This window comes from Pseudophaeobacter sp. C1-32P7, from assembly GCF_041008775.1.
In the GTDB taxonomy this organism is placed as follows: domain Bacteria; phylum Pseudomonadota; class Alphaproteobacteria; order Rhodobacterales; family Rhodobacteraceae; genus Phycobacter; species Phycobacter gallaeciensis_A.
This window is the reverse complement of the sequence record NZ_JAXGFR010000027.1, coordinates 1-26948: the sequence shown is the minus strand read 5'-3', so window position 1 is coordinate 26948 and position 26948 is coordinate 1. Positions and strand designations below refer to the sequence as shown.

Here is a 26948-nt window from a genome sequence, read left to right as displayed (position 1 = left end):
CCCAGAGATTTGAGAAACGAATTTGTAGCGCACATTGCGAAACGCACTCCCCATCATGAGATGGAGATCACATCGCAGCCGAAGCCATTAGCAGCAATGTGGGGTTGAGACGGCGCTTACCAATTTCAAAGCCCTGCGCAGAGGCGATCCAAACTCGATAGCCTTAGCAATGGTATGAGGCTGAATGAATTACCGGGCCGCATCCTACCCAAATACAGAATGCTCAGGCGACACCAAAATTATAGTGCGCTAGTTTTCCCGGCTGGAAACGCGCAGGGCTTCCAGCTGGCTGAGGGTCCGATCAAATGCCTGCCCCGTCGGGGTCAGGGTCAGATCGTCGTTGACGAGGTTCAGATGCGGCGTGTGGCCATTCCAAGTGTAGGGATTGGCGGCGAACCAGGCATGTCTTTCCACGAATGGCAGACCTTCCATCATGCGCATGGCATCTTCAACGAATTTGGCATTTTTCCGATAGGTCGCGGAGCCGGGTCGATGCCAGTCAACATAAGCAAATTCGGTAACCCAGATCGGGCGATTGTATTCCGCGTGAACAGCTTTCAGCCAGTCGCGAAATTCCCTCACGCTTCCGTTGGTGGAATAGTAGTGCACCGCCATAAAATCGACACGCAGCCCGCGCGCCTCAACTTGGTTCATGAAGCGGCGTTGCCAGGAGTTTTTCCCCAGCGTTCCGCCCTGCGTGGTGGCCGGGCTGCCAAGGCGCAGCCCACGCTGTTCCAGCTTGGGCCACAATGCGGCCGCGCGTGCAACGGACAGTCTGCGTTCGCCGTCCGGTTCGTTGAACCCCAGCAGATGCCGTACGGGCAAATCTGATTGTATTGGCTTGTTCACATCCGACACGTTGTGGATCATGGGCACGAATTCCACACTGCGCCGGTGGCGGCGGCTGGTATACATCTGATCGGGTCGCCAGTTGTAATACCACTCGAGCGCCGGCGTATCTTCCAGCCATTTCAACATGGTATAGCTGGAATTTTCCCAGGCCCCGACCCCTGCTTTCTCAGCCTGCGCTGATCCAACAATCATCATGGCCATAAGTGTCGCAAACACATAGCGCAGCATGAACCCGCCTCTCCAAGTTGCTGTCAACTCAAGCCGCCTGACGCGACTTGGGGTGCAGCCGGTCTAACGCGTTAGAACGGCCATTCTTGGGCAAGAAGTGGGTATAAATTGTTAACTGTGACGCTCGTTTTCTGTCGTACATTCCTATTTTTACTTACTTTTTTAGGAGAATGCTGAAGGGTTTCTTGCCGGGATGAGAATTTCGATCCCGTTTCACAACCCCTTGGACCCGTTTTGGCCCATCTCATCTGCCTCATTGCTGCTGTGAAGCCTTGTCGCACGGAAAAGGGTCTTAGCCCAGTTCCCCGAGACCAGGACTGAATGGTTCCTTGGCTGCTGTGACAGGTAAGCAGCACCACCGCGAGGCAAACGCCTATTCGCCTTCGGATACGTCGCCTCTTTCGGCGCCCCGATATCCCGCCAGTCAGGTAGACCATCTTGAAGGCGCGCTGGCGGCAATCATCGACTTGGTTCAAAACGCAAAAAGCCCTTCTGTGGAAGGGCTTGATGAGAACACGCGTGAGTATCCAATTAAGGTTGTTTGCGGGAGCCTGCTGCCGTCGCCGTCTACCTCAACCATCCTGCTATGTTTGATCCCATTTGGTGCGAAGGAAGCGGATTGTTCAAAGTTAGAACCCGTGGTCAAATTGTGCCCCGGTGGACTTCGCTACATTGCCCTGAGAGCCAAAAGGTATTTTGACCCGCTCTTCATCGCAGACTATGCCGGTCACAAAGTCTTCCTGTGCAACCCCACAATACTCTTGATGCATCCTAATCCTGCTAGAGCACTGCGACATTCCAGAACAGGCATTCCAGAATAATAGACCGGAGTATTTACCCCGGCCCACCAGTTTTCTCGCACTTTGAAGGACCAAATCAGTTTCAGGCTTCACTCAGGCGCACGGTGAGCTCCTCCAGGAACTCCAAGCAATCCTCTATCTGGCTGATGTCGACGAATTCATTGGGCTTGTGCGCTTGTTCGATCGAACCGGGACCTACAATGACAGAGGGGATACCGCCGATCTGTTCGAACACGCCGCCTTCGGAGCCGTAAGATACCTTACCGCCATATTCGGGCATCAGATCCGCCAGCGCGCGAAAACCGGCGCTGTTGCGGGCATCGTTCATCGCCGGATAGGCAAAGATGCGGCTGAAGGTGATGCCGCACCCGGGCGCACGCGCTTGCATTTCGGCGTTGATTTCACCGGCGCTTTCAATCAGCGCCGCCATCTCTTCCTCCGGGTCATTCTCCCCGATCGAACGCAACTCGAAGGTAAAGGTGCAATGATCCGGGGTCACGTTGGTGGCCACTCCCCCCGAGATCATGGTCGCCAGCAAGGTCGCATGAGGCACGGTGAACTCTCCGTCAAACGGCCCCTCGGTCTCGTACGCTGCGGCCCGTTCGGTAATCAGCTGCAACACCCTGCCGGCGTATTCCACCGCGTTCACATGGCGCGGGGAGAAGGACGAATGCCCCGAGGTGCCGGTAACAGTGGCTCGCATGGCGATCTTGCCCTTCTGGCCAGTGACCAGCTTCATGTCAGAGGGTTCGCCAATGATGGCGAACTCCGGCGGCACCGGCAGCGCGGCCAGATGGCGGGCGATATCCGGCGCGCCAAGGCAACCGACTTCCTCGTCATAGGAAAAGCACAGGTACAGCGGACGCTTCAGATCTGCTGCAGAAAAGGTGGGCGCGGCGGCCATGACACAGGCCGCGAAACCCTTCATATCGCAGGCGCCGCGACCGTAAAGGCGCCCATCACGCTCATCCATGGAAAAGGGCGGCGTGAGCCAGGTCTCCTCATTGGCAGGAACCACATCGGTATGCCCCGACAGGACAACCCCCGGCTGGTCTTCGGGGCCGAACCGGGCCACCAGGTTCACCTTCTGCCCGCTCTCGTCCGGCAGAAGGGTGATCTCCGCCCCCAGCTTCCGGAAATGGACCGCCATATGTTCGATCAGGGGCCGGTTCGGATTTTTCGACACGGTATCAAATCCGATCAGCGCCCGCAGGTGCTCTTTGGCCTGCTCCAGTTGTGGATGGCTTGGGGCGATGGCTCGCGCTGGCTGGCTCATGAGATCAGGGCCTTTCGTTCCTTGGATTTCTGGATTTCGCGGCGCACGGTCAGGCCCACCACAAATACAATCAGGGCGGCAAACACCCAGGTGATCGGGGAGGACAGTAGAATGCCCGGCTCTCCGCGCGAAAGCGCCAGCGCACGGCGCAGGTTCTCTTCGATCATCGGTCCCAGAATAAAGGCGATGAGGAAGGGAGCAGCCGGGATATTCAGCAGGAACATGGCAAAGCCCACGCAGCCCATCACCAGGAGTACCGTAACGTCGAACATGCTGGACGAGATCGAATAGATCCCGAACAAGCACAAAAGAAGCACCGTCGGCGTCAGCAGGGTCTGCGGAATATGTGCAACATAAGAGAACATCCGCATCGTCAGCTTGCCTGCCCCGAACAGCAACACCGAGGAGAACAGCATGCCGATGAACAGCATGTAGATCTCGTGCATGTTGGTCTGGAACAGCAGCGGCCCGGGGGTCAGGCCCTGGATCATGAAGGCTCCGAGCATCACGCCGGTAATCACATCACCGGGCACGCCCAGCGCCAGGAGCGGGATCATGGTCGCCCCGCAGGCACCGTTGTTGGCGCTTTCGGAGGCTGCAATGCCTTCCAGCTCTCCCTTGCCGAAGTTCTTGCCGTTTTTCGAACTCCGCTGCGCTTCACCATAAGAGAAGAACGCCGCAGCCGAAGGGCCGATGCCCGGGATCGCCCCCATAATCACGCCAATGGAACTGCCGCGCAGGATCGACTTCAGCGAGCTGAGGAATTCCGCGCGACTGACCTTCTGATCACCCAGCTTAGCGGTCTCCTGATCGGGGGCCGCCCGCATGACGATCATCTTGATCAGCTCGGGCAGGGCAAACAGACCGATCAGAACAGGCGCCACCGACAGTCCCGCCTGCATGTCATCGGTAAAGGCAAAGCGGAAGGAACCGTACATATCCTCTCCCGCAGTGGCCAGAAGCAGGCCCATGGCGGCTGAAACCAATCCCAACAGCAGCGAATTTCCCGACACCCCGGCAACCGTGGTGAGGGCAAATAGCATCAGCATGAAGTATTCCGGGGGGCCCACGTGCAGCGCAAGCATCGCCAGCGGCGCGGCGAGGAAAATCAGCGACAGGTTCGAAATGAAATCGCCGGTAACCGACGAGTAGAGCGCCATGTTCAGCGCCTTGCCCGCCTTCCCCTGCTGCGCCAGCGGATATCCATCCAGCGCTGTGCAGGCGGCCGAGGCGGTGCCCGGCGTCTTGATCAGGATAGCCGAAACCGAGCCGCCATAAGTCGACCCCTTGTAAAGTGCCACCAGCAGCAGGATCGAGGGGACCGGCGCCATGTAGAAGGTAAACGGCAACGCCAGCGTAACCGCCATGGTACCAGTCATGCCCGGTATGGCGCCGATGATCACACCGCCCCAGATACCTGCGACCATGATCAGGAGGTTTTCAAACGTGGCGACCGCCTGCAGCGCGATCAGAATGTCATTCATCATGGTGTCAGTCCCTTCAGATCCCGATCGCCGTCGTCAGCATCCCTTTGGGAAACTGCGTGCCCAGCGCCTGCTGGAAAAATGTCAGAAGGAGGAGCGGTCCGAGGATGGAAATCGCCAGCGCCCACAGGACGTGACCGCGCTCACCGGTCAGCAGGATGCACAGTCCCGTCAGAGCCATTGCCGCAATGGGAAATCCGGCCAGCGGCACCACCAGGACAAAGCCCGCAAAGGCAGCAGCGGCGCCCAGCGCCCGAAGCACCATGGTGGCAACAGGAGCACCATCGGTCTCGATCAACTCCTCGTTTGGCAGGCCGCGTCCCAGAACTGCCTGTACAATGGCCAGCAGGCCCAGACCGGTTCCGATAAGTGCCACCGTACGCGGCCACATATCGGGCGGAGGGGCAAATCCGGGAATGAATGCGGGGCGCGGCACATAGACCGGGATCAGCACGGCGGCCACAAGGGCAAAAAAGGCTGCGATCAAAAGGCCGCGAAAGAGAGGTTTGGTCATCGCTCGATCTTTCGCTGTAGGAGGAACAGCCCCGCCCGCCCGAATGGGGACGGGGCCGCTCCGGTCTTGTGAGTGAAAGCGCTGGAGGCTTATTCGGCGGGCAGGTAGCCGAACTTTTTCGCCAGGCCGTTGAACAGTTCGTACTGCGCCTTGGCATAGGCGGGCATGTCCACGGCGCCCACGGTCGAGATTGACCCGCGGCGTTCGGCCAGGGTCAGCCAAGTCTCATCTGTAGCCACTTGGCCCAGCACGTCCTGCCATTTGGCAATCACGTCTTCCGGCAGGTCCTTGGGTGCATAGAGCGCACTCCAGCCGGTGACTTGACCAGCCTGCTCGTATCCCAGCTCAGCCGCTGTCGGGACCTCGGGCAGCTTGTCCATACGCTTGGGAGCAAAGACCATCAGCGGCTTCATGCTTCCGCTCTCGATATGGGGCATCAGCGAACCCGCCGAGATCGCCAGAAAGTCCACATGACCGCCCAGCAGCGCGGTCGCCAGAGCTCCGCCACCCTTGTAGGGCACCAGGGTCGCAGCAGTCAGCGGGTCCAGACCGGCATCCGACAGCAGCGATTGCACGGTGAAACCGTCGATTGCCGTTGCGCCGGAGGCCGCATAGGCCATGCGGCCTTCGGACTCTTTTACCGCGGCAACCAGATCTTCCACGCTGTCATAGGCGGCATCGCCCTTCACCGCGAGGATCATCGGCGTAGCTTCCAGGCTACCCACAAAGGTGTACGCGTCCCAGTCGACCGAAGCCTGCGGGTTCACAGCCGGGGTCAGCGCCATGCCAACGCGGGCCAGCAGCATCGTATAGCCGTCCGCATCCGCTTCGGAAACGAAACGCGCGCCGTTCATGCCGCCGGCGCCAGGCTTGTTCACCACGGTCACAGGCTGTCCCAGGTAGGGCTTTGCACTTTCGGAAAGGGCACGGCCTGCCAGATCGGAGGCACCGCCGGGGCCATAGGGAACCACCAGGGTTACGGCCTTTTCAGGATAGTCAGCTGCCATGGCAGCGCCAGCGACCATCGAGACGGCCAGAGCAAAGCCTGAGATGAATTTTTTCATGGTATCCTCCCACAAAGCGGCCGGGAGCCCGACCGGAGTTTACGATGGGGATCCTGTTCCACAGTATTCAAATATTGACAAGGATCACCTCCAGCATGCAAAAACTGCATACTGAGGGGAGCAACAAGATGATCAAAGTGCGAGAACTCGAGGCTTTTGATGCTTTCATGCGTCTCGGCAGCGTGCAGACTGCTGGTGACTTCTTGGGGCTGGGTCAGCCAGCCGTCAGCCGCCTGCTTAGCGCTCTTGAAGAGCACGTGGGATTTCCTCTTTTTCTCAGGAAACGTAACCGCTTGGCCCCAACACCCGAGGCCTTTCAATATCACATGACGGTGCAGCGTGCCCTCGCCGCCATGCGCGACATTGAAGAGGAAGCAGCCGCTATCGCGAATAAGCAACTCGGCCATCTGGTGATCGCCGCCCAACCAGTATTCTGCGATACGTTTCTGCTGGATGCCATCGCCGTATTCCGCCGCAGTCACCCTGGCGTCAGCATCCGCCTGGTCGATGTCGGAATGGAGGAAATGATGCGCATGATCGCGGAACGCAGTTGCGATCTGGCGCTGGGGATCACCCTGGAGGCCGAATCTTTTGGCGCCACGGCCCGCACCTTGGCCCGCTGCGAAGCGCGTTGCATCCTGCCGGTGGATCACCCTTTGAACCAGCCGGGTGAAATCCCCCTGCCCCGCCTGCGGCGCGAGAGCTTTGTCGATCTGGCCCCGGGCAGCCCACTGCGCACCCGGGTCGATTACCTCATGCAGACCATCGACGTGCAGCGGAACATCACCGCCGAGATGCGCAACCTGCGCGGTGTGGTCAAACTCGTGGAAATGGGATTAGGACTCGCCATCGTTGATCCCGTGGCCTGCCGCCTGTTGGATCCGGCCCAGGTGGTTGACCGCCCGCTCCTGCCCTCCATCGCTTGGGACATCGCCCAATTCACCCCCCGCGACCGCCCGCTCAGCGCGGTGGGCCAGGCGTTTTCTGACGTGATCGCCACCGAAATCGCGCGCCTGCGTAGCCAAGGCTTGGTGCTTTGAGCGTAAGCGTGGCATCTGCCCCCGACAACGGGATCTAGCTACCACACCCGATGGCTCCCATATTGGCGTTCAGCGCCAATATGAAACTGGATATGCTAGACTTTCTCAGCCCAAAGCGGCCCCGTGCCTCGTGACCACTCAAGCAGTGTCAGCCCATGCATTTCCGGGTGGCAAGTGGATATTCTCTGCGGTTGCGAGAGGATCGAACGGCTGGTTTGACCCGCAGGGGGTCGATGTACCGTGTCTGGAGCGTCGAGCCCTCCTCTGCGGCGGCGCAGGTCCGCTTCGAGCCCATTTCGACCTTGCCCTACTAGTGCGCCGCCTTTGAATCGTCTGGCGCGAACCGGACCTTCGATCAATGCTAAGCAAAAAGTTGCCACTGCGACTAGAAAGTTTGTTGGCTCCGCCGGATCTCGAGTACGCTCAAGGCGCGCGCGTTCGTCGGTGAGGAGATTTTTCAAAATGCCCATTTTAGACCGCAGAACCTTTGTCCGTGCCAGTATTGCTGGAGCAACGGCACTAACGCCCGTGGGGCGGGTCATGGCGCAGACGGGGTCGCTTCAGGACGTCGGAAGCCTCTTCGTGGCTTCGCCAAAGCCTACCATCTATACTGCTCGAGAAATCGTAACGCTCGACCCGGCACGGCCCGCCGCGGAAGCGGTCGCGGTCGTGGACGGGCGCATCCTCTGGGTTGGCAGCCTTGAGGATACAGTCGCGATCCTCGGCGATCAGTCCTACGAGGTCGACACGACCTTCGCCGATCACGTGATTGTTCCGGGCTTCGTGTCCCAGCACGATCACCCGGTTCTGGCCGCGCTCAGCATGTCGTCCGAGATCCTGTCGATCGAGGACTGGGTCCTGCCGACGGGGACGGTCCCTGCCGTGAAGGACAAGCAGGACTTCATCGACCGGCTGACAGCCGCCGTGGCTGCGCGGTCCGATCCCGACGAACCTGTACTGACCTGGGGCTACCATCCTTCCTTTTACGGACCTCTGACGCGGGCCGAACTCGATGCTATCAGCACGACCCGGCCGATCCTCGTCTGGGGGCGTTCCTGCCACGAGTTCTTCCTCAACACCGCCACGTTGGAACGCGGCGGTCTCACGCAGGAGGCATACGACGCCTTTTCCGCCTCGGCCGGGGAGCAGAGCAGCTTCGAGGACGGCCATTTCTGGGAACAGGGGATGTTCGCCGTTCTGCCGTACATCGCCACCATGGCTGCCAGTCCCGAACGGCTTCAGGCGGGGCTGGAAATCGTAAGGGACTACATGCATTCGAAGGGCATCACGATCGGCAACGAACCGGGCGGCATCCTTTCCAGGCCGGTGCAGGACGGTGTGAATGCTGTCTTCTCTAGCCCCGACATGCCATTCCGCTGGTCCTTCATGCCCGACGGCAAGAGCCTCGTCGGGATGTACGACGATGACGCACAGGTCATCGCCGAGACCGAAAAGCTCGCCTCCTGGTACGGCGGCATGACGAGCACGACATCGAAGCAAGCGAAGCTGTTCGCGGATGGGGCGATCTATTCCCAACGCATGCAGGTGCGCGAGCCCTACCTGGACGGTCACAGCGGCGAGTGGATGATGGACAGGGACGTCTTCGAGCGCGCCTTCCGCATTTACTGGGATGCGGGGTACCAGATCCACATTCACGTGAACGGCGACGAGGGCCTCAACCGCGTCCTCGACACGCTCGAGGCCAACCTGCGGCGCAACCCGCGCTATGACCACCGCACGGTGATCGCCCATTTCGCGGTGAGCGGCGCCGACCAGGTGTCCCGCATCAGAAAGCTCGGAGCGATCGTCAGCGGCAATCCCTACTATGTCACGGCGTTGTCCGATCAGTATGGCGAGGTCGGGCTCGGCCCCGAACGCGCGAACGAGATGGTGCGTCTCGGCGACCTCTCGCGCGCGGGTGTCCGGTGGTCGCTTCATTCCGACATGCCGATGGCGCCGGCGGATCCGTTATTCCTGATGTGGTGCGCCGTGAACCGTCTCACCACCTCGGGCCGCGTCGCTGGCTCCGATCAGCGGGTGACGGTCGAGGAGGCGCTGCGCGGCATCACCATCGAGGCTGCCTATTCGCTGAAGCTGGAAGACGAGATCGGGACCATTTCTCCCGGCAAGCTTGCGAACCTGACGATCCTCGATGCGAATCCTCTTTCGGTCGATGCAATGGAAATCCGCAATATCGGCGTCTGGGGCACGGTCATGGAAGGGCGCATGCTTCCCGCAGGAGAGCCAGAGCGGAAGGCCTCGCTCGAACTGCCGGGAGGACCGCAAGTCAAACAGGAATTCACGGAGGCCGCCCTCCATCATGCGCTGACGGTCGCCCATGGCGTGCATTGATCCAAATCTGCGAGGGAGCGCATATGAATGTTGAACGCAAAGTACTGGCTGTCTTGTTCATCGCAGCCGGCGCAACGATGACCGGCTGTTCGCAGGATGAGGCTAATGGCGAGCAACCGGGAGCAACCGGCCTTTCCAACCCCGCCGCGGTCTACTGTGTCGACAAAGGCGGCACTTATGAGATCCGCCGCGCCGATGACGGTTCAGAAACCGGCGTCTGCATTCTCGCGGACGGAACCGAAGTCGATGCCTGGGCTTACTTCAGGGATCAGTAAACCGACTGGTGACGAAGTTAACAGCTATGCAGCCATCCATGGCGCCGTTGAGTAACGGCCAGTTTGGGTCATTCGCAAAATATTGCGATGTCTCTCTGCAAGGTCTGGAAAGTCCCGCTTGCCTTCCGTCAAATGATATTTGCAGACTGCACTTGCGGCGAAGGTCTGCTCTTTCCATTGCTCGTGCAGCATGTGACCGCCGCCCAGCTGCCAAATCCCGCGACTTTGCAAAGGTCACTATCTGCGCTTCGCTGACTTCTGCACTAATTGCAGCATCGCCCTGGTCAGCTGAGCGGAGCCGAAGGTCCGCTCTTCGGAAACCTCTCGCGCCTGCAGCAGAGCCTGCGCTGCGCCCTTCTGGAAGGTCGTATTTGGGCTCTTAGCGGACATTCGCCCCCATGTGCAGCGTTGCCGACACGACTCAAGGCCCGGTGTGCGGACAGACCGGACTTTGATATGTGCGGCCAATCGCGGGTTGTCTCAGGTTTCAAGCCGTTTTCTGCGCATTGAGGCCTCGCCGTGTTCAGCAGCCATTCCCGTTCTCGCGCAGCGCCGCGACGCGCTCCTTGAGGGCCTCGTTCATCAGCACATAACCCGGCTCGATCGCATCCAACTCGGCGAAGGAGATGAACAGGCCGGAAAACACCTCGGTATGGTGCAGTCGCGCGCAGGTGGGGGACAGGCTTTCCAGATCAAAACGATGAACGCCGCGAAAGATACCGGCCGGGCCGCCACCCCACACCAGACTCTTGCCTCGATCGTATTCCATCAGGTGCGGGTTCACAGTCACTGCGGTTCCGTTGGGCTTCTCGACGTGAACGGCAAGTTTCTCGCCGATCTTCATCTCGCCCTCGACGCGAACGTGATATGGGTTCCACTCAGGATAGGCGTCGGTGTCGGCCAAGATGTCCCAGATCACATCGGCGGGTGCCGGAATGTCGATCCAGGTGTTGATTTCAAGGCGGGTAAGGCTCTTGGTCGTGCCGGCCTGCAGTGGGAGGGCGGCACTGGCAATTGAGAGCGATGCAATGATGGATTTAAACATGTCAATAATATTTCCCTTGGTTGGATTCGATATGGTCTGTTTGCCTGCCGGGCGGTCCGGATTATTGAAAAATTCCGCCAAATGCCGAAGAGGATGGCAGGGCCGGTACTCACTCCTTGGCGAGGAGCCTCGCAACCAGACCGGGCAGAAAGCGATTGAGCCGCATCACGAGCCTCGACTTGCCCGGCGCTACCAGCGTCGCGCCCTGCGCAACACCGGCGATGATGGCGGCAGCCATGTCCTCGGGAGAGAGCTTGCCGTGGCCTCGGCCCGTGGTCATGTCGGTGGCGACGACTGGAGGGACCACTTCGACCACCGCGATGCCTTTGCCGCTCATCTGATGTCGCAGGGCGCGGGTGAATGAGGACAGCCCCGCTTTCGTCGCAGAATAGACCGGGGCCGAGGGCTTGGGGTGCAATGCCACCAGCGAGGTGACGTTGACCACCGTGCTGCCCGGCCCCCGCAGGAAGGGCATGAGCGCCAGACTCAGCTTGATCGGACTTGCAAGGTTCAGGGCAATCTCGGCGTCGATGGTTGTCGGCTCAATGACACCTGTCAGCGCGATCTCGTTCTGGATACCCGCATTGTTGATCAGGGTGTCAACGCCCTGCCCCCATTCCTCGATCGCCCTGACTAGGCGAGCAATCCCCGCGTCGGTGGCAAGGTCGGCGGCGAGCGGCTGGATATTACTCCTACTTGCCTTGGGAAGCGACCGAGCGACGGCAATCACCTCGTCGCCCTGCGCGGCATAGGCATTCACCAGCGCGGCTCCGATTCCACGGCTGGCGCCGGTTACGACAATGGATTTCCGAATATACTGCATCGTGTGCCCTTTCGATGTGAATGGACAAGACTCTCGCTATCGGGTGTCTGGATTTATTGAAGTATTGCGCCATCACGCGCGAAAACACACATCCGCAAGCCTTGGCGGGATTGTTCAATAATCTCCGGTGCAACGATGATAGAATGGCGTTGGATACTCTGACAAAGGACTAGGTCGAAATGGAACAGTTTACCTATTCCGGGCTGGTCGCTCTTCTGGCTCAAGCCATCGCTGATCAGGCCCCCGAGCTTCTTGAAGGAGCTACCATTGCCGACCCGATGAGAGGTGCCTTGGCTGATGCCGGGCAAAAGCAATCGCTCGTGCAGCGCGTTATGGAGCGCCACGGTCCGGGATTATTGCTTAGCGTCGGACAATACCTTGATACTGCGGCGGAAACCCCGGCCCTTACCGTCATGAGGCGCTCGGCAACTCCACGAGTGCTGGCCGAAAAGTTCATGCGCCTTGAACGCTACTACCACTCCTCTCACAATACCTGGATCGAAACGCATTCCAGCGCTTTTCTGTGTGTGCGTACCAGCCGGGACTGCCCTGCGACGGCAGGAGAAAACTGCCTGATCGCCGGGCTTCTTCTCGGCCTGGTCATGGCCATCGGAGCGCAGGAGTGCCGGTTGGAAATTGGCGGGAAATCCTTCGCGCCGCACGACCTGCGCGATGCCACATTCGCACCGGAAACGGAGACAGCGCGCTGCCACATCACCTGGACTGCGTTGAACGGCCCCAGCGACCAGGGACCGCCGACCTTGCCCGGCGCGGGCGACGCGCGCCTATCTGATCGTCTTGCCGCATTGTTCGAAACCGATCTCGGCCGTTCCTGGAAAAGCTCCGATGCAGCCAGGCTGCTTGCCCTGTCCGAACGATCTATGCAGCGGCGCCTCGCCGGTGAATCCCAAAGCTATTCGAGCGTGCTTCGGCGCGCGCGGATGAAGGCGGCTACCATATACCTCGTGGAAACCGATACCAGCCTTGCCGAGATCGGCTATTGCTGTGGCTACGCCGACCAGGCCCATTTCCAGCGTGATTTCCTGCGCACGGCAAATGTCACGCCGCGCCAGTTCCGTCTTGCCAACCGAGACGCCGAAGGGGTGGTCTGATGATCCCGTATCGGACTGCGTCATTCATGAACCACTTCTGACAACCATCTGCTAGGTTCCTCGCCTCGCCAGATGAAAAAGAGGTAGACTGGGCTCCACTGCCGACATTGAGGGCAAAAAGCCGCGTTTGACAGCTTGAATGTCCGGTTCTGGGAAGTCGAGGCGCGATTTGTGCATGTGCGGCAACGAGAGCCAACCTCGCTTCGCATCGCTCACTTTGGGCTGGGAGCGGGCCCCGGTGTGACTGACAAGGGCGGGTGACAGAGTGTTTCGCGCAAAATCACACGCCGCATTTCCGCTGGTCCGCTTGGAGCCCCAACCGGTCAGCCCAGTATGCTTTCAACGCATCTCTTGTCGACCGTGCCAACAGATAAAAAGACAGCGATGTATTCAGTATCCGTGCTCGTCAGGGCGCGTTTCACTACCGTTGAGACATAGCGAGAAACGTAGTCCTCTTCTCCGCCCTGTACGGCGTCAGGGTCACAGACTGCAAGTATCAACTCCATACCTGGTCTTCCCCCACTGAAGTGGTCCGCCGTTATGTTTAGGAAAACGGAGGGCCAGAATGGCTACGAAACGACACAAACCAGAAGAGATTGTCACGAAGCTGCGGCAGGTTGAGGTACTTGTCGGACAGGGCGCGACACTCGTGGATGCGATCCGCGAAGTTCGCATAACTGAGCAAACCTATTATCGCTGGCGCAAGCAATACGGCGGTATGGGAACCGACCAACTCAGGGAACTGAAGCGCCTCCAGAAAGAGAACGAACGGTTGAGAAAAGCCGTCTCGGATCTGACTTTGGACAAGCTGATCCTGGCGGAGGCGGCAAAGGGAAACTTTTGAGCCCCGCTCGCCGCCGTGCCTGCATCGATCACGTTCGCACCCGGTTCCATCTGTCCGAGAGACGCGCCTGCCGTGTCTTGGGTCAGCACCGATCCACGCAGAGGAAGGTGCCGCATGGCCGTGCCGATGAGGAGCGTCTGGTCGCGGACATGATCGAACCGGCGCGGCAGTATGGCCGCTACGGCTATCGTCGGATCGCGGCTTTGCTGAGAGATGCGGGCTGGGAGGTGAACGACAAGCGGGTCGAGCGCCTATGGCGACGAGAGGGGCTGAAAGTGCCAATGAAGCAACCGAAGAAGGGACGGCTCTGGCTGAATGACGGATCCTGTGTCCGGCTGCGCCCTGAGTATCGCAACCACGTCTGGAGCTATGACTTTGTCCACTGCCGGACGGAGGACGGAAAGGTCTTCCGGACGCTCAACATCTTGGACGAGCACAGCCGGGAATGCTTGGCGATCAAGGTGAAGCGCAAGCTGAACTCGGGTGACGTGATTAATGCCTTGAGCGACCTGTTCATCATGCGGGGTGTGCCGGATTACATCCGGTCTGACAACGGCCCGGAGTTCGTGGCTCAGGCCGTTCAAGATTGGATCAGGGCCGTCGGCGCCAAGACCGCCTACATCGCGCCCGGGTCACCCTGGGAGAATGGCTACTGCGAAAGCTTCAACGCCCGGTTCCGCCCCTCTCGGCAGCATGCGTTGCATGCGCCTGCCGGGCAATGGATGAACTGCTGAACGGGGAAGTCTTCTACAGCCTCCGGGAAGCGGAGACCGCTGATCAACAGTGGAGGAAACACTACAACACGAAACAACCACACAGTGCTTTGGGCTACCGCCCTCCAGCCCAGGAAACCATCGTACCGATGGACCCAAGACTGATCATGCACTAACGGTTAAGCTGGACCACTCAGGTGGGGCCGACCACCGGCGCTTTCCCGCGCTCAAAGCCCGACACTCAAACTAAACGATAGGCAAAACTCGCTGCGCGTTTCATTGGTGGTTTGCCACCACAATCTCCCTGCATTCAGCGACAGAGTTGCACGCCCCGAAATATCGGCGTTGATCCCTGCGCCAAGGCCAACCGCCAGTCGCGTATTCCGCAATGCGCCGGTGCTGTTTCCGGTCCAGCGGACTGCGGCGACATCCCCCATCAGCTGCGGTGTGAAGCGCCAGTTGCCGAAAGTCCAGTCAGAAACAGTCAGAGTGTTTTGCAGCGCGAGACCATGATCGCCGTAGACAGAAACATCGCCAAACCGAACGGCGTTGCCTGACACAGCGTTAAATTGCTGTGATTGCAACAGCTTGCCTGTCGCTATCTGTCCACGCGCCGCAATCGACCATGTCCCACCCACCGGAAGCGCCATTGACTGCGAGAACCGCGGCCGCAGGATGGCATAGTCAGCTGTGGCCCCTGACCTTGCGGCATTGAACCGCGCGTCGGAATTTCCGCCACTAAAGTCACCAGGGCTGAGCAGCAGATCCAGCCCGTAGCTGCGCTGCCCCCGCTCGAGCCTCCGCGCGCGGCTCCAACCGGCCTTTAGATAGGCCAGGTCCACATCCGTTCGCGAAACTGGAATGCCCGCGAATTGCAGCTCGTACTCCTCGCTGGAGACCTCAACGCCGACATACCAGTCCTGCTGCTCTCCGGCATTCGTGCCAAGGCCTGGCGCGTGATAGGTCAGGCCAAAGCGCCCAGTCGACTGGACCTGACGGAGAACCCCCGAAAACTCGTTTTTTGGCTTGGTGTAATAGGCCGATGCCTGGAGCCTTCGCCCGCCCCGCAGGAAATGGCTGAATGTCAGCGTATGAGCGATGGAGGTGGAGTTGTCCGGATCCGCACCCAGGTCGTACCGCAGCACATCTCCTCTCCCCAGTACATTCCCGAAAATCGCGCTGCCATTCAGGTTCGTACTCGCTTCACCGTCAAAAACGTCCGTGCTGAACCCAAGCGTGAAGTCATAGGGTCGCTGCTCTTGCGTCACCAAGGTGAGCGCCGTGGTGGCGGGCTCCTGGCCCGGCGACGAGACGAGCCGCACATCACGATAGGGGTTGGCGTTCAGCAGGGCGACATCAGCTTCCAGCGTCTCGGCGTTTATGGTCTGGCCGGGCTGCACGCGGATCGCGCGGCGGTAGCTTTCGGCCTCGAAATATTCCGCACCATCGACGGTCGGGGCCTGCGCCAGAAGCGAGGGTTGTACCAGAATCGCCACGGAGCCATGGGTGATGTCCTGTTGCGGCAGGGTCACCAATGTGAAGGGATAGCCCGCCTCCCGGAAGTGCAGCCGCACATAGGCCACCAGCCGGTGGAGGCTTTCCAGTGAGGCCGGGCGGCCGATGGCGTCTTGCAGGCGCGCGGCCAGGGCAGCCTCGTCGGGCACCTCGAGCCGCAGAGAAATCTGCACCCCGGTCTGGCGGCTGGCGGTGGTGCCCGGCGCACGGGCCACCAGGGCCAGGCCGTTGAGTCGGGGCAACAGGGCCTCTTCACCCGATAGGGCCCCAAGCTGCGGTGCGGGGCCTTGCTGCGCCGTGACGGGCGGCGCGGGCACAAGGGCTAGCAGCGCACCGTAAAGGAGGGCCAAAAGGCCCGGGGTCTTGGTCATTTTCATTGGTCTCAGTTCCCGCCCAGCGTGGCGCCGGTGGCCAGTTCGCTCATGATCAGGGCATGCATCGCGGGCGGCACGTTGCCCGGAGAGAAGTTGTCGGGGTGAAGGCGCTCCATGAAGAAGGCCAGTTCCGCCTCGCGGTTGGCCGCTTCGGATTGGGCGATGCCGCTTTGCACGCCGATGATGGCCGCGGTCAGGAAGATCCCACCGGCCACGCCCGCTGTCGAAGCAGTGACGGTGCTGCCGAACACCGCCGACATCTTGTTGAGGGCGAGGTTGGCCGCAACGACAGCCGCTTTGCTCGAAGCATTGCTCGTGATGATCGCCCCCAGGGGCGCTGCCTGTGCCGCCGTATGGGCGACATAGGCGATCGGCACGGCAGCCGCGCCGCCGGCGAAGCCTGCGGCACTTGCCCCGCCGCTGATCGCCAGCATCTGGTCGCCCAGATCGCGGGTGTAATTGCCCAGCACGCCGTCCAGCACGTAGCCAGCCGGAGCCTTGGCGACCAGCCCGCCCAGGGTAGCGTTCTCCGAGGCGCGCCGGGCGTCATCCTGTTCCTTGGCCGCGACCAGGTCCCAGTACATCTGGTTGGCCATGCGACGCGCCCGGTATTCGTAGCGCCCGCGCAACAGGGTTTCGGCCTCGGTCAGGCTGCCGGGATCGGCATTGACCAGCGCCTGAATGTAGCCGTCCATCGCCTCCATCAGCACGCTGCCTGCCCCGGGTTCGGCCAGCGCCCGCGCCATAAAGGCGTCGCCGCTGATCCTGCCGTTGCGCAGGTCGTCGATCAGGTAGATCATGTCGGTGCTCAGGGCGCCTGTCTGGATGCCGCCGATCAGGTAGTTCGAAAAGACCTCAACCAGGGTATCCGAGGGCTCGGTCGTCAGATCGTCCATCAGGCCCGCCGTCAGGGGCGAAACCACGTCGGGTGCCTTGGTCAGCGTGTATTCGACGAGGCTGAGGTCGCAGACCCCGTCCACCATGACCTTGCCGAGGGACTCGCAGGCCTCGGGGTCGACGATCTGTCCCTGGTCGTTGGTGACGATGAAGTCGTCCATCACGACGCTGGTCGTGGTCGATTCCACCTCGGTGTCGATTTCGATGAGCTCGATGATCTGATTGTTCTTGGTAATCACGTCGCCCAGCTCTCCGACGTAGGTGATGTCGTACTTGCGATCCGCATCCGGGTCCTCGGTCCGCCCGTCCAGGGTCACCACCACCTGAAGCACATCCGCAACGTTGTTGCCGGGGATCACGCTGAGCGTCTCGTCTCCGATATAGGCCAGGCCCAGGCCGTTGCCGTTCACCAGCCGCCCGCCGACCAGCGTGCCGCCCTCGTAGACGAGACCAGGGTAGAGCTCTTCGCGCTGGTAGTCCGCGGCCAGCTCTCGCAGAATGTCATGGGCGGCGATGTAGATCTGCCGCTTGGTGACCTCCATCGCGCCGCGGTCGACGCGGATGAAATAATTGTCCATCGGCTTTTCACCATTGGCAAGGACTGCGGGTTGATAGCTGAATGCCACCACATCTTCCTTGCGCCCGTCCGGCAGGGAAAACTCGCTGAGCAGATATTGCGAACCATATTGGACAAAGAGGTTTTGCAGAGTTTCGCCGTTCTGCAGCCCCTCTACCGTGTATGTGGCATTCGGCCTCTCGGCGTAGGCCACGGTCACATCGCTCATATCGATGGTCAGGGGCGCGGGTCGCACGTTCACATCGCCGATAACCTGACTCAGGACCTCGTAGTTGTCGTTATGGAAACGACCCGTGACCTCATAGGTGCCGACATTGGCATGGGGATCCGCACCTGCACTGAAGAACCCGCCGCCATTCAGGACGTCCTCCAGCGTATGCCCCGGCGCCATGTTGCCGATCTCAACCTGCACCGGGTCTGCGTCGCCATAGGTCCGGTTCTGCTCCGGTACGATTACAGTGATACGGCGCGGAATGATCGTCAGAGTGCCCCGCGCAGGGCTGGCCAGTTCATAGTTGTTATCCTCAATCAAACCGGTGACGGTATAGGTGCCCACATCCGTCAGGGCATCGTCATGCAAGCCGTCGAAGCTGAAGCCGTCAATATCCGCCAGCGTATCCCCATTCACCAGTCCAGAGACCGTCATGTTCGGCGTACTGGTGTTGCCGAAGAACCTTTGAAAGCGCGAGATATAGCCGCGAACCTTCCGGCGTGTGACGGTGGCGGTACCTGGTATCACATCGGCCAACGTGTAGTTGACCACATCCGCCCCAAGCTGCGCAGTGATCGGGCGGCTTTGCCCGGCATCAAGACTGCTGTCAGTGATTGCAGAGGCGTAGCTCAACCCCAGATCGTGAATACTGTCCCAGGACCGCAAGCCCGTGGCGGTGGTCCCGGAAACCTCGAACGCGCTGTCGCCATAGGCGCGGAACGCATCGCCAACGCTCAGGTTCAGCTCAGCCGGGGTGACAGTCAGAGTGGGCGTATTTGCCGAGGTTAGTCTGTAATTGGGATTGGACAGGCCCGTGATGTTGACCGCGTAGCCATCTGTCACCACATCGGCTTCGGCGGCAAACCCATCAGAAGTTGTTTGCAACGAACCAAGGTCTGCCAGTTGGTCCTCCAGTTTCAGCCCTACGGCGTCAAAGCTTAGCCCCGCGCCATCCAGGAGGTCGCCATATTCCTTTGACAGGTTCTCAGCCGTGATGGTCAGCGGAGCGGGCGTGATGGTCAGCGCGCTGCCACTGAGGCGCGGTTCGATGGTGTAATTCCGGGCCGAACCACTGACCCGCACACCATAGGTGCCAACATCCGATGTGCGGTCGGCATCCGTTGCAAAGCTCAAATTGACGTCGGACGCGTCATCTCCATTGCGCCAATAGGTCCCGGCGGTGGGCGTTGCAGAAAAGACGGGATTATCCTCGCCGTATTCCCGGCTGGTCGCGTCGACCGCCAGGCTGAGCGGCGCAGGCGTGATATTCAGGCGCCCCGGCACAATGCTCACATCGTAGTTCGACGCACTGCTTCCCGCCGCCGAAGCCGCGCCAGAAATCGCGTAGGTGCCGACATCGCTGGCCACCGTCGCGGCAGTGCTTTGGCTGACGGTGAAATCCTCTTCATGGGACGACCGTACAAGCCCCTCGAAAGTCGGATCGAGAAATCTGTTGGTTTCCCCATAAATGCGATTTCTGTCGCGCAGGCGGATGGTCAACGGGCGCGGCGTCACAACCAGCTCATCAGTGGCGCCATTATCAACGAACCGGTAATTTCCGAAAGTTCCTGCAGAAAAGACCGCATCGTATCGGCCAACGTCCGGCGTGCCGCCCGCACCCGGCACCGCTGCTTCAGCATTCTGCAAACCAAGACTGCGCGCCGTATCCCCATTAAGAAAACCCGTGAAGGTCACAGGAATGCGGAAATTATCCCCATATGTCACTGTGGTTGTGACCGGAGAGGCAATCAGCTCCGCCGGTGTCACCGACAGCTTACCCGGCACAAAGGAAAAACCGGTATAGGTGGCAGAGGTCAGCTCCAGATCACCGTGGCCAATCGAAATCTCGTAGCTGCCAATATTGCTTTCGGTATCTGCGGCGACGGACAACGCGGGCGCCCCGGTGGTTACCGTGTCGAAGGTGTCGCTGCCGACCAAACCCTCGACCGAAAAGGTCAGCGCACCATTTGCGCTCCCGTAGGCGCGGCTGATATCATCTGCCGTCAGCGTCAGCTGCCCCAGCCCCGACAGGTAAAAGATCCAGCTGGTGCCATCCGCAGGCAACCCCGAGGGCGGCGCGGACGCATAGCTTTCCTGCGTGACCTCGGTCAGAGACAGATCGGTCGCGAGGGTCGTCTGGGACTTGTTGGTGGAATAGGCCAGCAGGCGTTGGTTCGCACCGGCATCCAGCCCGGCAAAGGCGCTTGCAGGCGCCTGACTTTTGATGTCGCCGTTGGTGGAGGCCAGCACAAGATCCAGCGCCCCCGAGGTCGCCGGAGCGGAGAGATCGAAGTCCGCCCCAAGGGAGAGGTCACCGTCCGTCACGATGGACAGGCCGGTCAGGTCGGTGCCAGCGAGGCTGCCGTTGACGGTCAGCCCATCCCCATCATTCACCAGCGTCAACGCGCCAGAGAAGCCCCCGCTCCCGGCGTTCAGCAGATTGACTTCGCCGATAGTATTGGCTGCATTCCCGAGGTTCACGTCACCGGAAATCGCCGTGCCGAAATCGAGGTCGACCGCCTGCGCGGAAAGAGCAACCGAGCCCAGGTCGACAGAAGCAAGGCCCGCACCGCCAGAGGCCCCGATGGAAATCCGGTTGGCCGTGATCGGGTTACCGCCAATCCCCGGGAAACCAGGGAAGGCCGAAGGACCTTGAATGCTGCCCTGGGCCAGCAGCGACAGGTCCCCCTGCTGAAGATTGATCATCTCCTCAAGGATAATGTCTTGTCCAGCTGTCAGGGTCAGGTTGTTGGTACTGCCAGCGGTCGTCTCGACCGGAGCCCTACCAAAGATGCTGCCGCTTGCCTGGAGGACGACATTGGTTGTCTCAAGCAGACCCTCGACAGTTTCCGCCAATACTTCGGATCCGGCAAAATCAGGATCCCACACACCCGAGCCCGGCTCCGGGGTGACGGTGCCGCTGCCCGTGTCGACGACGGCTGCTTCGCCCTGCATACGCGCGTCAACAATCAACAGATCGTCCGGGTCCAGAAGCAAAGTACCCGCGCTGCCCGTTTCCGCACTGAGAGTGACCGAGGACGGTCTAAAATCCAGCCTCTCCCGCCCGGAGACCTCGGCAAACCCGCCGTCGCCGCTATCGGTTCCGCCGATTGCTTTGATACTGCCCTGAAACGAGGTCAGACCGTCAGACCACAGAATAACCCTGCCACCGTCCGCTTCCCCGGCACTGGCCGACACATCGAAGACTGCCGTCTCTCTCACCGTCAACGTTTCGGCATTCTCGATCGCGGCATCACTCCCCTGAAACCCACCACCGGCATAGATCTCGCCGCCGGAGCCATCCTGATTGCGGGCCTCCTGGGTGCCTGACACCTCCAGGGAGCCACCACCCGAACTCAGCAGGATACGGCCGTTCCTGCGCTCAACGCCTGTCGCACGCACGGTTCCGCTCTGATTGATCGCGAGATCGTAAACCGATCCGCCAGCGGCCTTCAGCTCTGCCTGCGCAGCCTTGATAACGCCCTGATTGTCTACGCCGCGACCGCCAATCTGCAGGCCTGTATCAATGTGCAGAATCTGGTCATCCGCAGGCCGCAACCATGCCGCGGTCCCCGCGCCAAGCGCCGCAGTTCCGGCCTTGGCTCTCAGGGTGCCAAAGTTTCCGATCCGCGGCGCGACCAGAACCACATCACCCGCCTCACTTTCGATCACACCCCAATTGATGACGGCGCCAGAGCCATCGCCGCTGAGGCGCAGATCGCCCCCGCGCATGAACATGGAATCCTCGATATCCAGAGTGGAGGCCACGAAACCTCCGCGCGATGCGATCCGGCCCGTCGCACCGATAACCACGCCATCCGGGTTCAGCACAAACACCTGTCCGTTCGCTGTGAGACTGCCGTCGATCTGCGAAGCCCCTGCCCCGCCTGTCACCCGGTTCAGGATGGCGGCATGCTGACCCGGCTGAAGGTAGGAAACCGACTCCTGCGTTCCGACGTCAAAACTCTGCCAGTCTATAACGGCCCGATTGCTTCTCTGACGGATCGTTGTGACCCCGCCGCCACCTGAAGAAATCCGAGCACTGCCCGAGGTGACTGCACCGCCTTTTGGCCCAGCCAAAGCCTGCGCCCCGGTCATCGCGCACAACATTGCGATCATCGCCACATGCGATGCGCAGTTTCTCAGATAGAAAGCATATGTCATCAATTCACTCAGGCAAAATTTCAAAACTCGCAGGTTTTTAATTTTGCCTTGAATTTCAAACAATTCCCATTTGGGGACCCCGCTGCAATTTAACGGGCCAGAGCCTCTGCCAGTGGTCCGCGGCGGTCTGCTGCCGGGATCTCGTAGTCTGCACCGGCAGCGGCAGCCAACAGCCAATCCCACTCGGCCTTGATCATCGAATGGCCCATCCCCTTGATGATATGCAGCGTCGCGTGCGGCGCTTTCTCCGCAAGGGCGACCGCACCTTCCACCGGGTTCATCCGATCACAGTCCCCCTGAAACAGATGCAACGGCACCTGCAACTCCGACAGATCGAAACCAAGGTTGCGCCCGATGTGACGATGTTCCTGGATGACGCCGTCAAAGCCCGACGCCGTGCGCTCTTCGAGCATCATTTGCACGCTCTTCAGCAAGCTCGGCGCCCGCAGGATCGCTTTTTCATGATCGCACGTCGCCTCGGCGATGGCCTTTTCTGCGAACTTTCCGGGGTCCTGAATCACCGACTTGCACAGGAATGGGATCAACCAGCGCAAGACCAGCGGAGAGCGGCGCCCAATCACTGCGGAAATCTTGTGGAGATAATTCCCGGCGGCGCTTCGCTCGGCCTCCCGGTCGGGATTATGAACCGCTGCCAGCACAACCCGGTCACAGCGGTCCTGCAACGCGGCAGCAACATTGAGCGCACTGACCGCGCCAAAGGAATTGCTAATCAGCGCGAACCGGTCGATCCCGAGGGCCGCGCACAACAGACGCACATCCTCTGCATCCCCGGCCGCCGATTTGCGCCGTATGAAGGTCGACCGGAACGTTCCCGGCCGACAGGGAACGATCAGCCGCGCACCAAGGCGGTTCAGCACCGCCTCGAACACCTCCGGGAAACGCAGCACATCCAAACCTACCCCAGACAGTGCATCGTAATGAATGATCGGATAGGCACCCGCAGCGCCAAGCGCGAAATACTCGATCACGCCCCCCTCGGGGCGTTCGATCTGGCAACGCACCGCAGATCGTTCGGTCTGAGAGAAATCCGCGTCAATGACCGACAGCGGGTTCTGCAAGGCGGCGCGGATCAGTTCGGCCTGTCCTGACAAGCCGATCGTCTGGCAGATATCCTTGAGGTAGGTGCGCGCACTCTCATAGCTCAGGTCAACGGCCGTTGCGGCCTTGCGAAGGTCTGCATGTTCAAGAAAGGCCCCAAGGAACTTTCGCCGCCCCGCCGTAAGCCCGTAAGTCGCACCAAGGTTGGCTGCAATACGCTGGGGGTCCCGTGTCAGACGCAGACGTGCCCAGACTACCCGTGCAGGCAACCCGAGCTTTCGAACCAGATCAGGCCCCAGCAGGATTTCCTCTGCCGAAACATCTCCTTCCCCGGCAAGACGCATTGGGTTCTGCGTCGCCGCGTATTGGCTGCGGAGCGTTTGCGGAAGAACATCTCGCGCCAGCCCTGCGCTATCGTCCCCGTCTGTAAAACTCCCCGCTGTGGCATCGGTAAAAATCGGCTCCGGCGGCAGTTCGTGGCCATCGCTATCAAAAAGCTGAAAAGACAACGACAGGCTGGCCAGAAGCTTGCGCCCAAGATCACTTTCATCCCGCGCGGCACTTAGACGATCCGATATCTGCATGGCGCGCTCGACATGCTGCCGCAGATCCTCCAGCTGCTCCGCACTCTCAACACGTGCCACATCCCCCGCTGCCATGAGAGCTTCAATCCGGCCAATCATCTCGGCCCAGCGGGAATTGTCGAGGGCGACATCGTAGACCATATGCGATAGCTGTGTCATGTCGGCCTTCGAACGAGGATCAGAAGAAGAAAGCGCAGTGTCGGTGCCCGGTTTGGACATACTTGGTTCGGTCTTGTTCACTGGGCCTCCCAGCCAAAGCTTCCCGGCCGCCACGGGGAATCCAGTCATGCGGGCGGCGCCGACCCTAGCAGAAGCGCATCCCAAATGCCCACATGGCTAATGTCCAGTTCGGACCGTCCGTGAAGACGGCCCAGTTTGCTAGATCTCAATCGCCTCCGCGATCGCAAGAGCATCCTCAAGATCAACACCCAGATACCTAACTCTGCTGTCCATCTTGGTGTGTCCCAACAGCAGCTGGACGGCACGCAGATTACCGGTCTTTTTGTAGATCTGTGTCGCCTTGGTGCGACGCATCGAGTGCGTGCCATAGGCACTTGCTTCCAACCCTATCGATGTAACCCAGTTGCGGACGATCCGAGCATACTGGCGGGTCGAGATATGAAGGCGCTCGTGAAACCGGCCTGGCCAGAGGTATTCGGAGCCAACCATCAGCGGGTCTAGCATCCATCTGTCGAGAGATGCCAGCGTGCCTTCTGAGAATTCGAAGCGGACAGGTTTCTGCGTCTTGCTTTGCAGAACCGACGCGCGTTCCTTGATTTTGCCGGATGTCATAACCTCCAAGACAACCCGACGTTGACGCGTGCAGAATACCATACGATGCAGCAACGCCTGCGGGGTATGGAAAGAGCCCACCTTGACTGACGCTGCCTAGGGTACGAAGGTCCACCAAGCGCAGGAAGTGCCCTCTGCAAACTTGGCCGTTTTACGCAACCAGCTGAGGGGGTTTATGCTGCGGTGCAGTCCGCTGTTTCTGCCGTTCACTGCGACTGCGAGGTTCTGAAGCCGTGATCTCATACAGTGCGGACGAAGCAGCCGCTCAGATGGTGGCCCAAGATGCCCATTCGATTGAGGTCTGCCAGGACCCAAACAAAAAATGAGCGATAGCAGACGCTGCAAAGTCGGATTTTACGTGTGAGGGCAGAAGGTTCTGTAAGTTCTGATCTGCGGTTCGGCCAGTACCCGGTTATGGCCGCGCAGTCCCTAATGGCCGATGCCTGCTACGACTGTGAAGGCCGACCTACAAGATGACTTTATGGCTGCATTTGTCACCCGGATCTCTGATGTCGCGCACATGCCTAGAATGGGTGCTTTGAGAGGTAACGTCCTTTGGATCGGATGCGCACGGTATCTTGCCTCTGCTGTCACCTGGTCCCAAAGTGCAATAACACTCATCTGGAGGAAACCGATGCCTGTCTTGAACCGCTTCGCCGAAATGTTGCCAGAAGTTTCAGCATGGCGGCGCGATATCCATGCCCATCCCGAATTACGTTTTCAGGAGCATCGAACGGCGGCGCTTGTGGCATCGAAACTCAAGGAATTTGGCTGCGATGAGATTGTGACGGGCTTCGGTGAAACCGGTGTGGTCGCTGTGATCAACGGCAAGTCAAACACTTCGGGCAAAACCATCGGGTTTCGCGCAGACATGGACGCCCTTCCGATTCAGGAAGCAACAAATTTGCCTCATGCCTCGACCGTTCCGGGGAAGATGCACGCCTGCGGGCATGACGGGCACACATCAATGCTCCTGGGCGCGGCGAAATACCTGGCCGAGACGCGGAATTTTGACGGCCGGATAGTCTTGGCCTTCCAGCCCGCCGAAGAAGGTGGCGGTGGTGCGCGGGCGATGATCGATGCCGGGTTGATGGAGCGATGGGGTGTCGAAGAAATCTACGGCATGCACAATATGCCGGGGATGCCCATCGGCGAATTTGCGGTGCGCAGCGGGCCTCAGATGGCCTCTCCGGACAAGTTTGAAATCATCGTGCGCGGAAAGGGTGGCCATGGTGCCATGCCGCACAAGAGCGTTGACACAACGTTGGTGGCGTCGCAGATCGTTGTGGCCCTGCAATCCATCGCTTCACGCAACATCGATCCCATCGACAACGTGGTGGTCTCGGTCTGCGGCTTTCGGACAGAAACGGACACATACAATGTAATCCCGGATTCCGTTCACATGCGTGGCACGGTTCGGACGTTCGAACCCGGGGTTCAGAAGCTGGTGCGGGCCCGCATCGATGCGCTGGCGACGGCCACGGCAACTGGCTACGGCGCGGTTGCTGAAGTCACGCATATCTCCGGCCCACCTGCGCTGGTGAACCACGCGCGGGAAGCGGATCTTGCCGCAGAGGTTGCCCTCGAGGTCTCTGGTGTAGCGCATCGTGATCTGAAGCCAATCATGGGGGGAGAGGATTTTTCCGAGATGCTCCTGGAACGCCCTGGGGCATACCTGTTCATAGGCAATGGCGACAGTGCCGATCTTCACAACCCGTCCTATGAGTTCAATGACGAGGTCATTCCCTTCGGCTGCAGCTGGTTTGTCGCAATGGCAGAACGGCGCATGCCGCTGGCATAGACATTACGGCCGGATACCTTGTTGATCGCCTCGCTGGCATGTTTTTGCAGGACGGCCCCATATTTATTGGACTATGCAGCGTCGTTCTTCAGGCAAGAGCCTGATCGTGCCTCAAACAGAAAACTCCACTCCAGCTTTGCATACCGTTAGGCAGGGTCATGAAAGGCGGAAAGCAGTCATTCGCTGCCTAGCAGTCAGTTTTCCTGTGGGTGAGATCGCCACTGACGAGCCTAAAGGTTTGTATGGACTTAGCCGCCTGCCCCTACTCCGAGCCTTCTCAATAGATTGGGAACCTGAGGATAAAGCTTAAAACCACGCTGCTACATCTGGAAGATGCTTTGCCACTGTGCGGAGATTGAATTCAAGTTGTTGGGTTTTACAGACGAAAAAAGACGCCGCTGCCCTTTCGGACGCGGCGTTTTGCGTTATCTTTGGTTGCGGGAGCAGGATTTGAACCTGCGACCTTCAGGTTATGAGCCTGACGAGCTACCGGGCTGCTCCATCCCGCGGAGATTGTTGGTTATGATCGTTAGAGAGATTTTTTTGGTATTT

At 60.0% G+C, this 26948-nt stretch carries 16 protein-coding genes, 1 tRNA gene and 2 pseudogenes; 7 read left to right on the top strand and 12 right to left on the bottom strand.

The features are described from left to right. Positions 1–249: 249 nt before the first annotated feature. A complete protein-coding gene (locus SM763_RS22090) occupies positions 250–1080 on the bottom strand; it encodes a glycosyl hydrolase (protein WP_368999773.1) in 831 nt (276 codons plus the stop codon). A 329-nt stretch (positions 1081–1409) separates the two neighbouring features. On the opposite strand from SM763_RS22090, the gene SM763_RS22085 reads away from it, so the two are divergent. After that, on the top strand, positions 1410–1901 hold the full coding sequence (locus SM763_RS22085; protein ID WP_368999772.1) for a hypothetical protein: 492 nt from the start codon (positions 1410–1412) through the stop codon (positions 1899–1901). 61 nt (positions 1902–1962) lie between these two features. Here the strand turns inward: SM763_RS22085 and argE are convergent, their stop codons facing one another. The 4 genes from argE to SM763_RS22065 form a co-directional block, all read right to left on the bottom strand. Continuing rightward, a complete protein-coding gene (argE, locus tag SM763_RS22080; protein WP_368999771.1) occupies positions 1963–3156 on the bottom strand; it encodes an acetylornithine deacetylase in 1194 nt (397 codons plus the stop codon). Next, positions 3153–4643, bottom strand: a complete 1491-nt coding sequence (locus SM763_RS22075; protein WP_368999770.1) for a tripartite tricarboxylate transporter permease — start codon at positions 4641–4643, stop codon at positions 3153–3155. Before SM763_RS22075 ends, argE begins: the two co-directional genes overlap by 4 nt. 13 nt (positions 4644–4656) lie before the next feature. Further along, positions 4657–5154: a tripartite tricarboxylate transporter TctB family protein gene (locus SM763_RS22070; RefSeq protein ID WP_274837844.1), complete on the bottom strand. Its 498-nt coding sequence runs from the start codon at positions 5152–5154 to the stop codon at positions 4657–4659. 89 nt (positions 5155–5243) lie between these two features. Continuing rightward, positions 5244–6218 carry a Bug family tripartite tricarboxylate transporter substrate binding protein gene (locus SM763_RS22065; RefSeq protein WP_368999769.1) on the bottom strand — a complete coding sequence of 325 codons (975 nt, stop codon included), beginning with the start codon at positions 6216–6218 and terminating at the stop codon, positions 5244–5246. A gap of 44 nt (positions 6219–6262) precedes the next feature. On the opposite strand from SM763_RS22065, the gene SM763_RS22060 reads away from it, so the two are divergent. From SM763_RS22060 to SM763_RS22050, 3 genes are all read left to right on the top strand, one after another. Next, positions 6263–7258: a LysR family transcriptional regulator gene (locus tag SM763_RS22060; protein ID WP_368999768.1), complete on the top strand. Its 996-nt coding sequence runs from the start codon at positions 6263–6265 to the stop codon at positions 7256–7258. 462 nt (positions 7259–7720) lie between these two features. Next, complete coding sequence (locus SM763_RS22055) at positions 7721–9610, top strand: amidohydrolase (protein ID WP_368999767.1); 1890 nt, start codon at positions 7721–7723, stop codon at positions 9608–9610. Positions 9611–9633: 23 nt separating this feature from the next. Further along, positions 9634–9885, top strand: a complete 252-nt coding sequence (locus SM763_RS22050) for a putative hemolysin (RefSeq protein ID WP_368999766.1) — start codon at positions 9634–9636, stop codon at positions 9883–9885. 523 nt (positions 9886–10408) lie between these two features. Here SM763_RS22050 and SM763_RS22045 read toward each other — a convergent pair. Together SM763_RS22045 and SM763_RS22040 are read right to left on the bottom strand one after the other, a co-directional pair. Next, positions 10409–10930: an SRPBCC family protein gene (locus SM763_RS22045; protein ID WP_368999765.1), complete on the bottom strand. Its 522-nt coding sequence runs from the start codon at positions 10928–10930 to the stop codon at positions 10409–10411. Between the two features lie 109 nt (positions 10931–11039). Beyond that, complete coding sequence (locus SM763_RS22040) at positions 11040–11753, bottom strand: SDR family NAD(P)-dependent oxidoreductase (protein WP_368999764.1); 714 nt, start codon at positions 11751–11753, stop codon at positions 11040–11042. Positions 11754–11932: 179 nt separating this feature from the next. Here SM763_RS22040 and SM763_RS22035 point away from each other — a divergent pair, with 179 nt between their 5' ends. Further along, positions 11933–12865, top strand: coding sequence for a helix-turn-helix transcriptional regulator (locus tag SM763_RS22035; RefSeq protein ID WP_368999763.1), 933 nt, complete (start codon positions 11933–11935; stop codon positions 12863–12865). A gap of 565 nt (positions 12866–13430) precedes the next feature. Beyond that, positions 13431–14598: pseudogene (locus SM763_RS22030) on the top strand (IS3 family transposase). A gap of 51 nt (positions 14599–14649) precedes the next feature. Here SM763_RS22030 and SM763_RS22025 read toward each other — a convergent pair. The 4 genes and pseudogenes from SM763_RS22025 to SM763_RS22010 all read right to left on the bottom strand — a co-directional run. Beyond that, a complete protein-coding gene (locus SM763_RS22025) occupies positions 14650–16314 on the bottom strand; it encodes a ShlB/FhaC/HecB family hemolysin secretion/activation protein (protein ID WP_368999762.1) in 1665 nt (554 codons plus the stop codon). A gap of 5 nt (positions 16315–16319) precedes the next feature. Then, entirely contained in the window at positions 16320–22160 is a 5841-nt protein-coding gene (locus SM763_RS22020; RefSeq protein ID WP_368999761.1) for an MBG domain-containing protein, read from the bottom strand. 89 nt (positions 22161–22249) lie between these two features. After that, positions 22250–23962, bottom strand: a complete 1713-nt coding sequence (locus SM763_RS22015) for a bifunctional helix-turn-helix transcriptional regulator/alpha/beta hydrolase (RefSeq protein ID WP_274835145.1) — start codon at positions 23960–23962, stop codon at positions 22250–22252. Between the two features lie 219 nt (positions 23963–24181). Further along, a pseudogene (locus SM763_RS22010) lies at positions 24182–24607 on the bottom strand (tyrosine-type recombinase/integrase); the annotation flags it as partial. Between the two features lie 622 nt (positions 24608–25229). Between SM763_RS22010 and SM763_RS22005 the strand changes: the two are divergent. Further along, a complete protein-coding gene (locus tag SM763_RS22005; RefSeq protein ID WP_368999774.1) occupies positions 25230–26396 on the top strand; it encodes a M20 aminoacylase family protein in 1167 nt (388 codons plus the stop codon). Between the two features lie 432 nt (positions 26397–26828). Here the strand turns inward: SM763_RS22005 and SM763_RS22000 are convergent. Further along, a tRNA-Met gene (locus tag SM763_RS22000) sits at positions 26829–26905 on the bottom strand. Positions 26906–26948 lie beyond the last annotated feature (43 nt).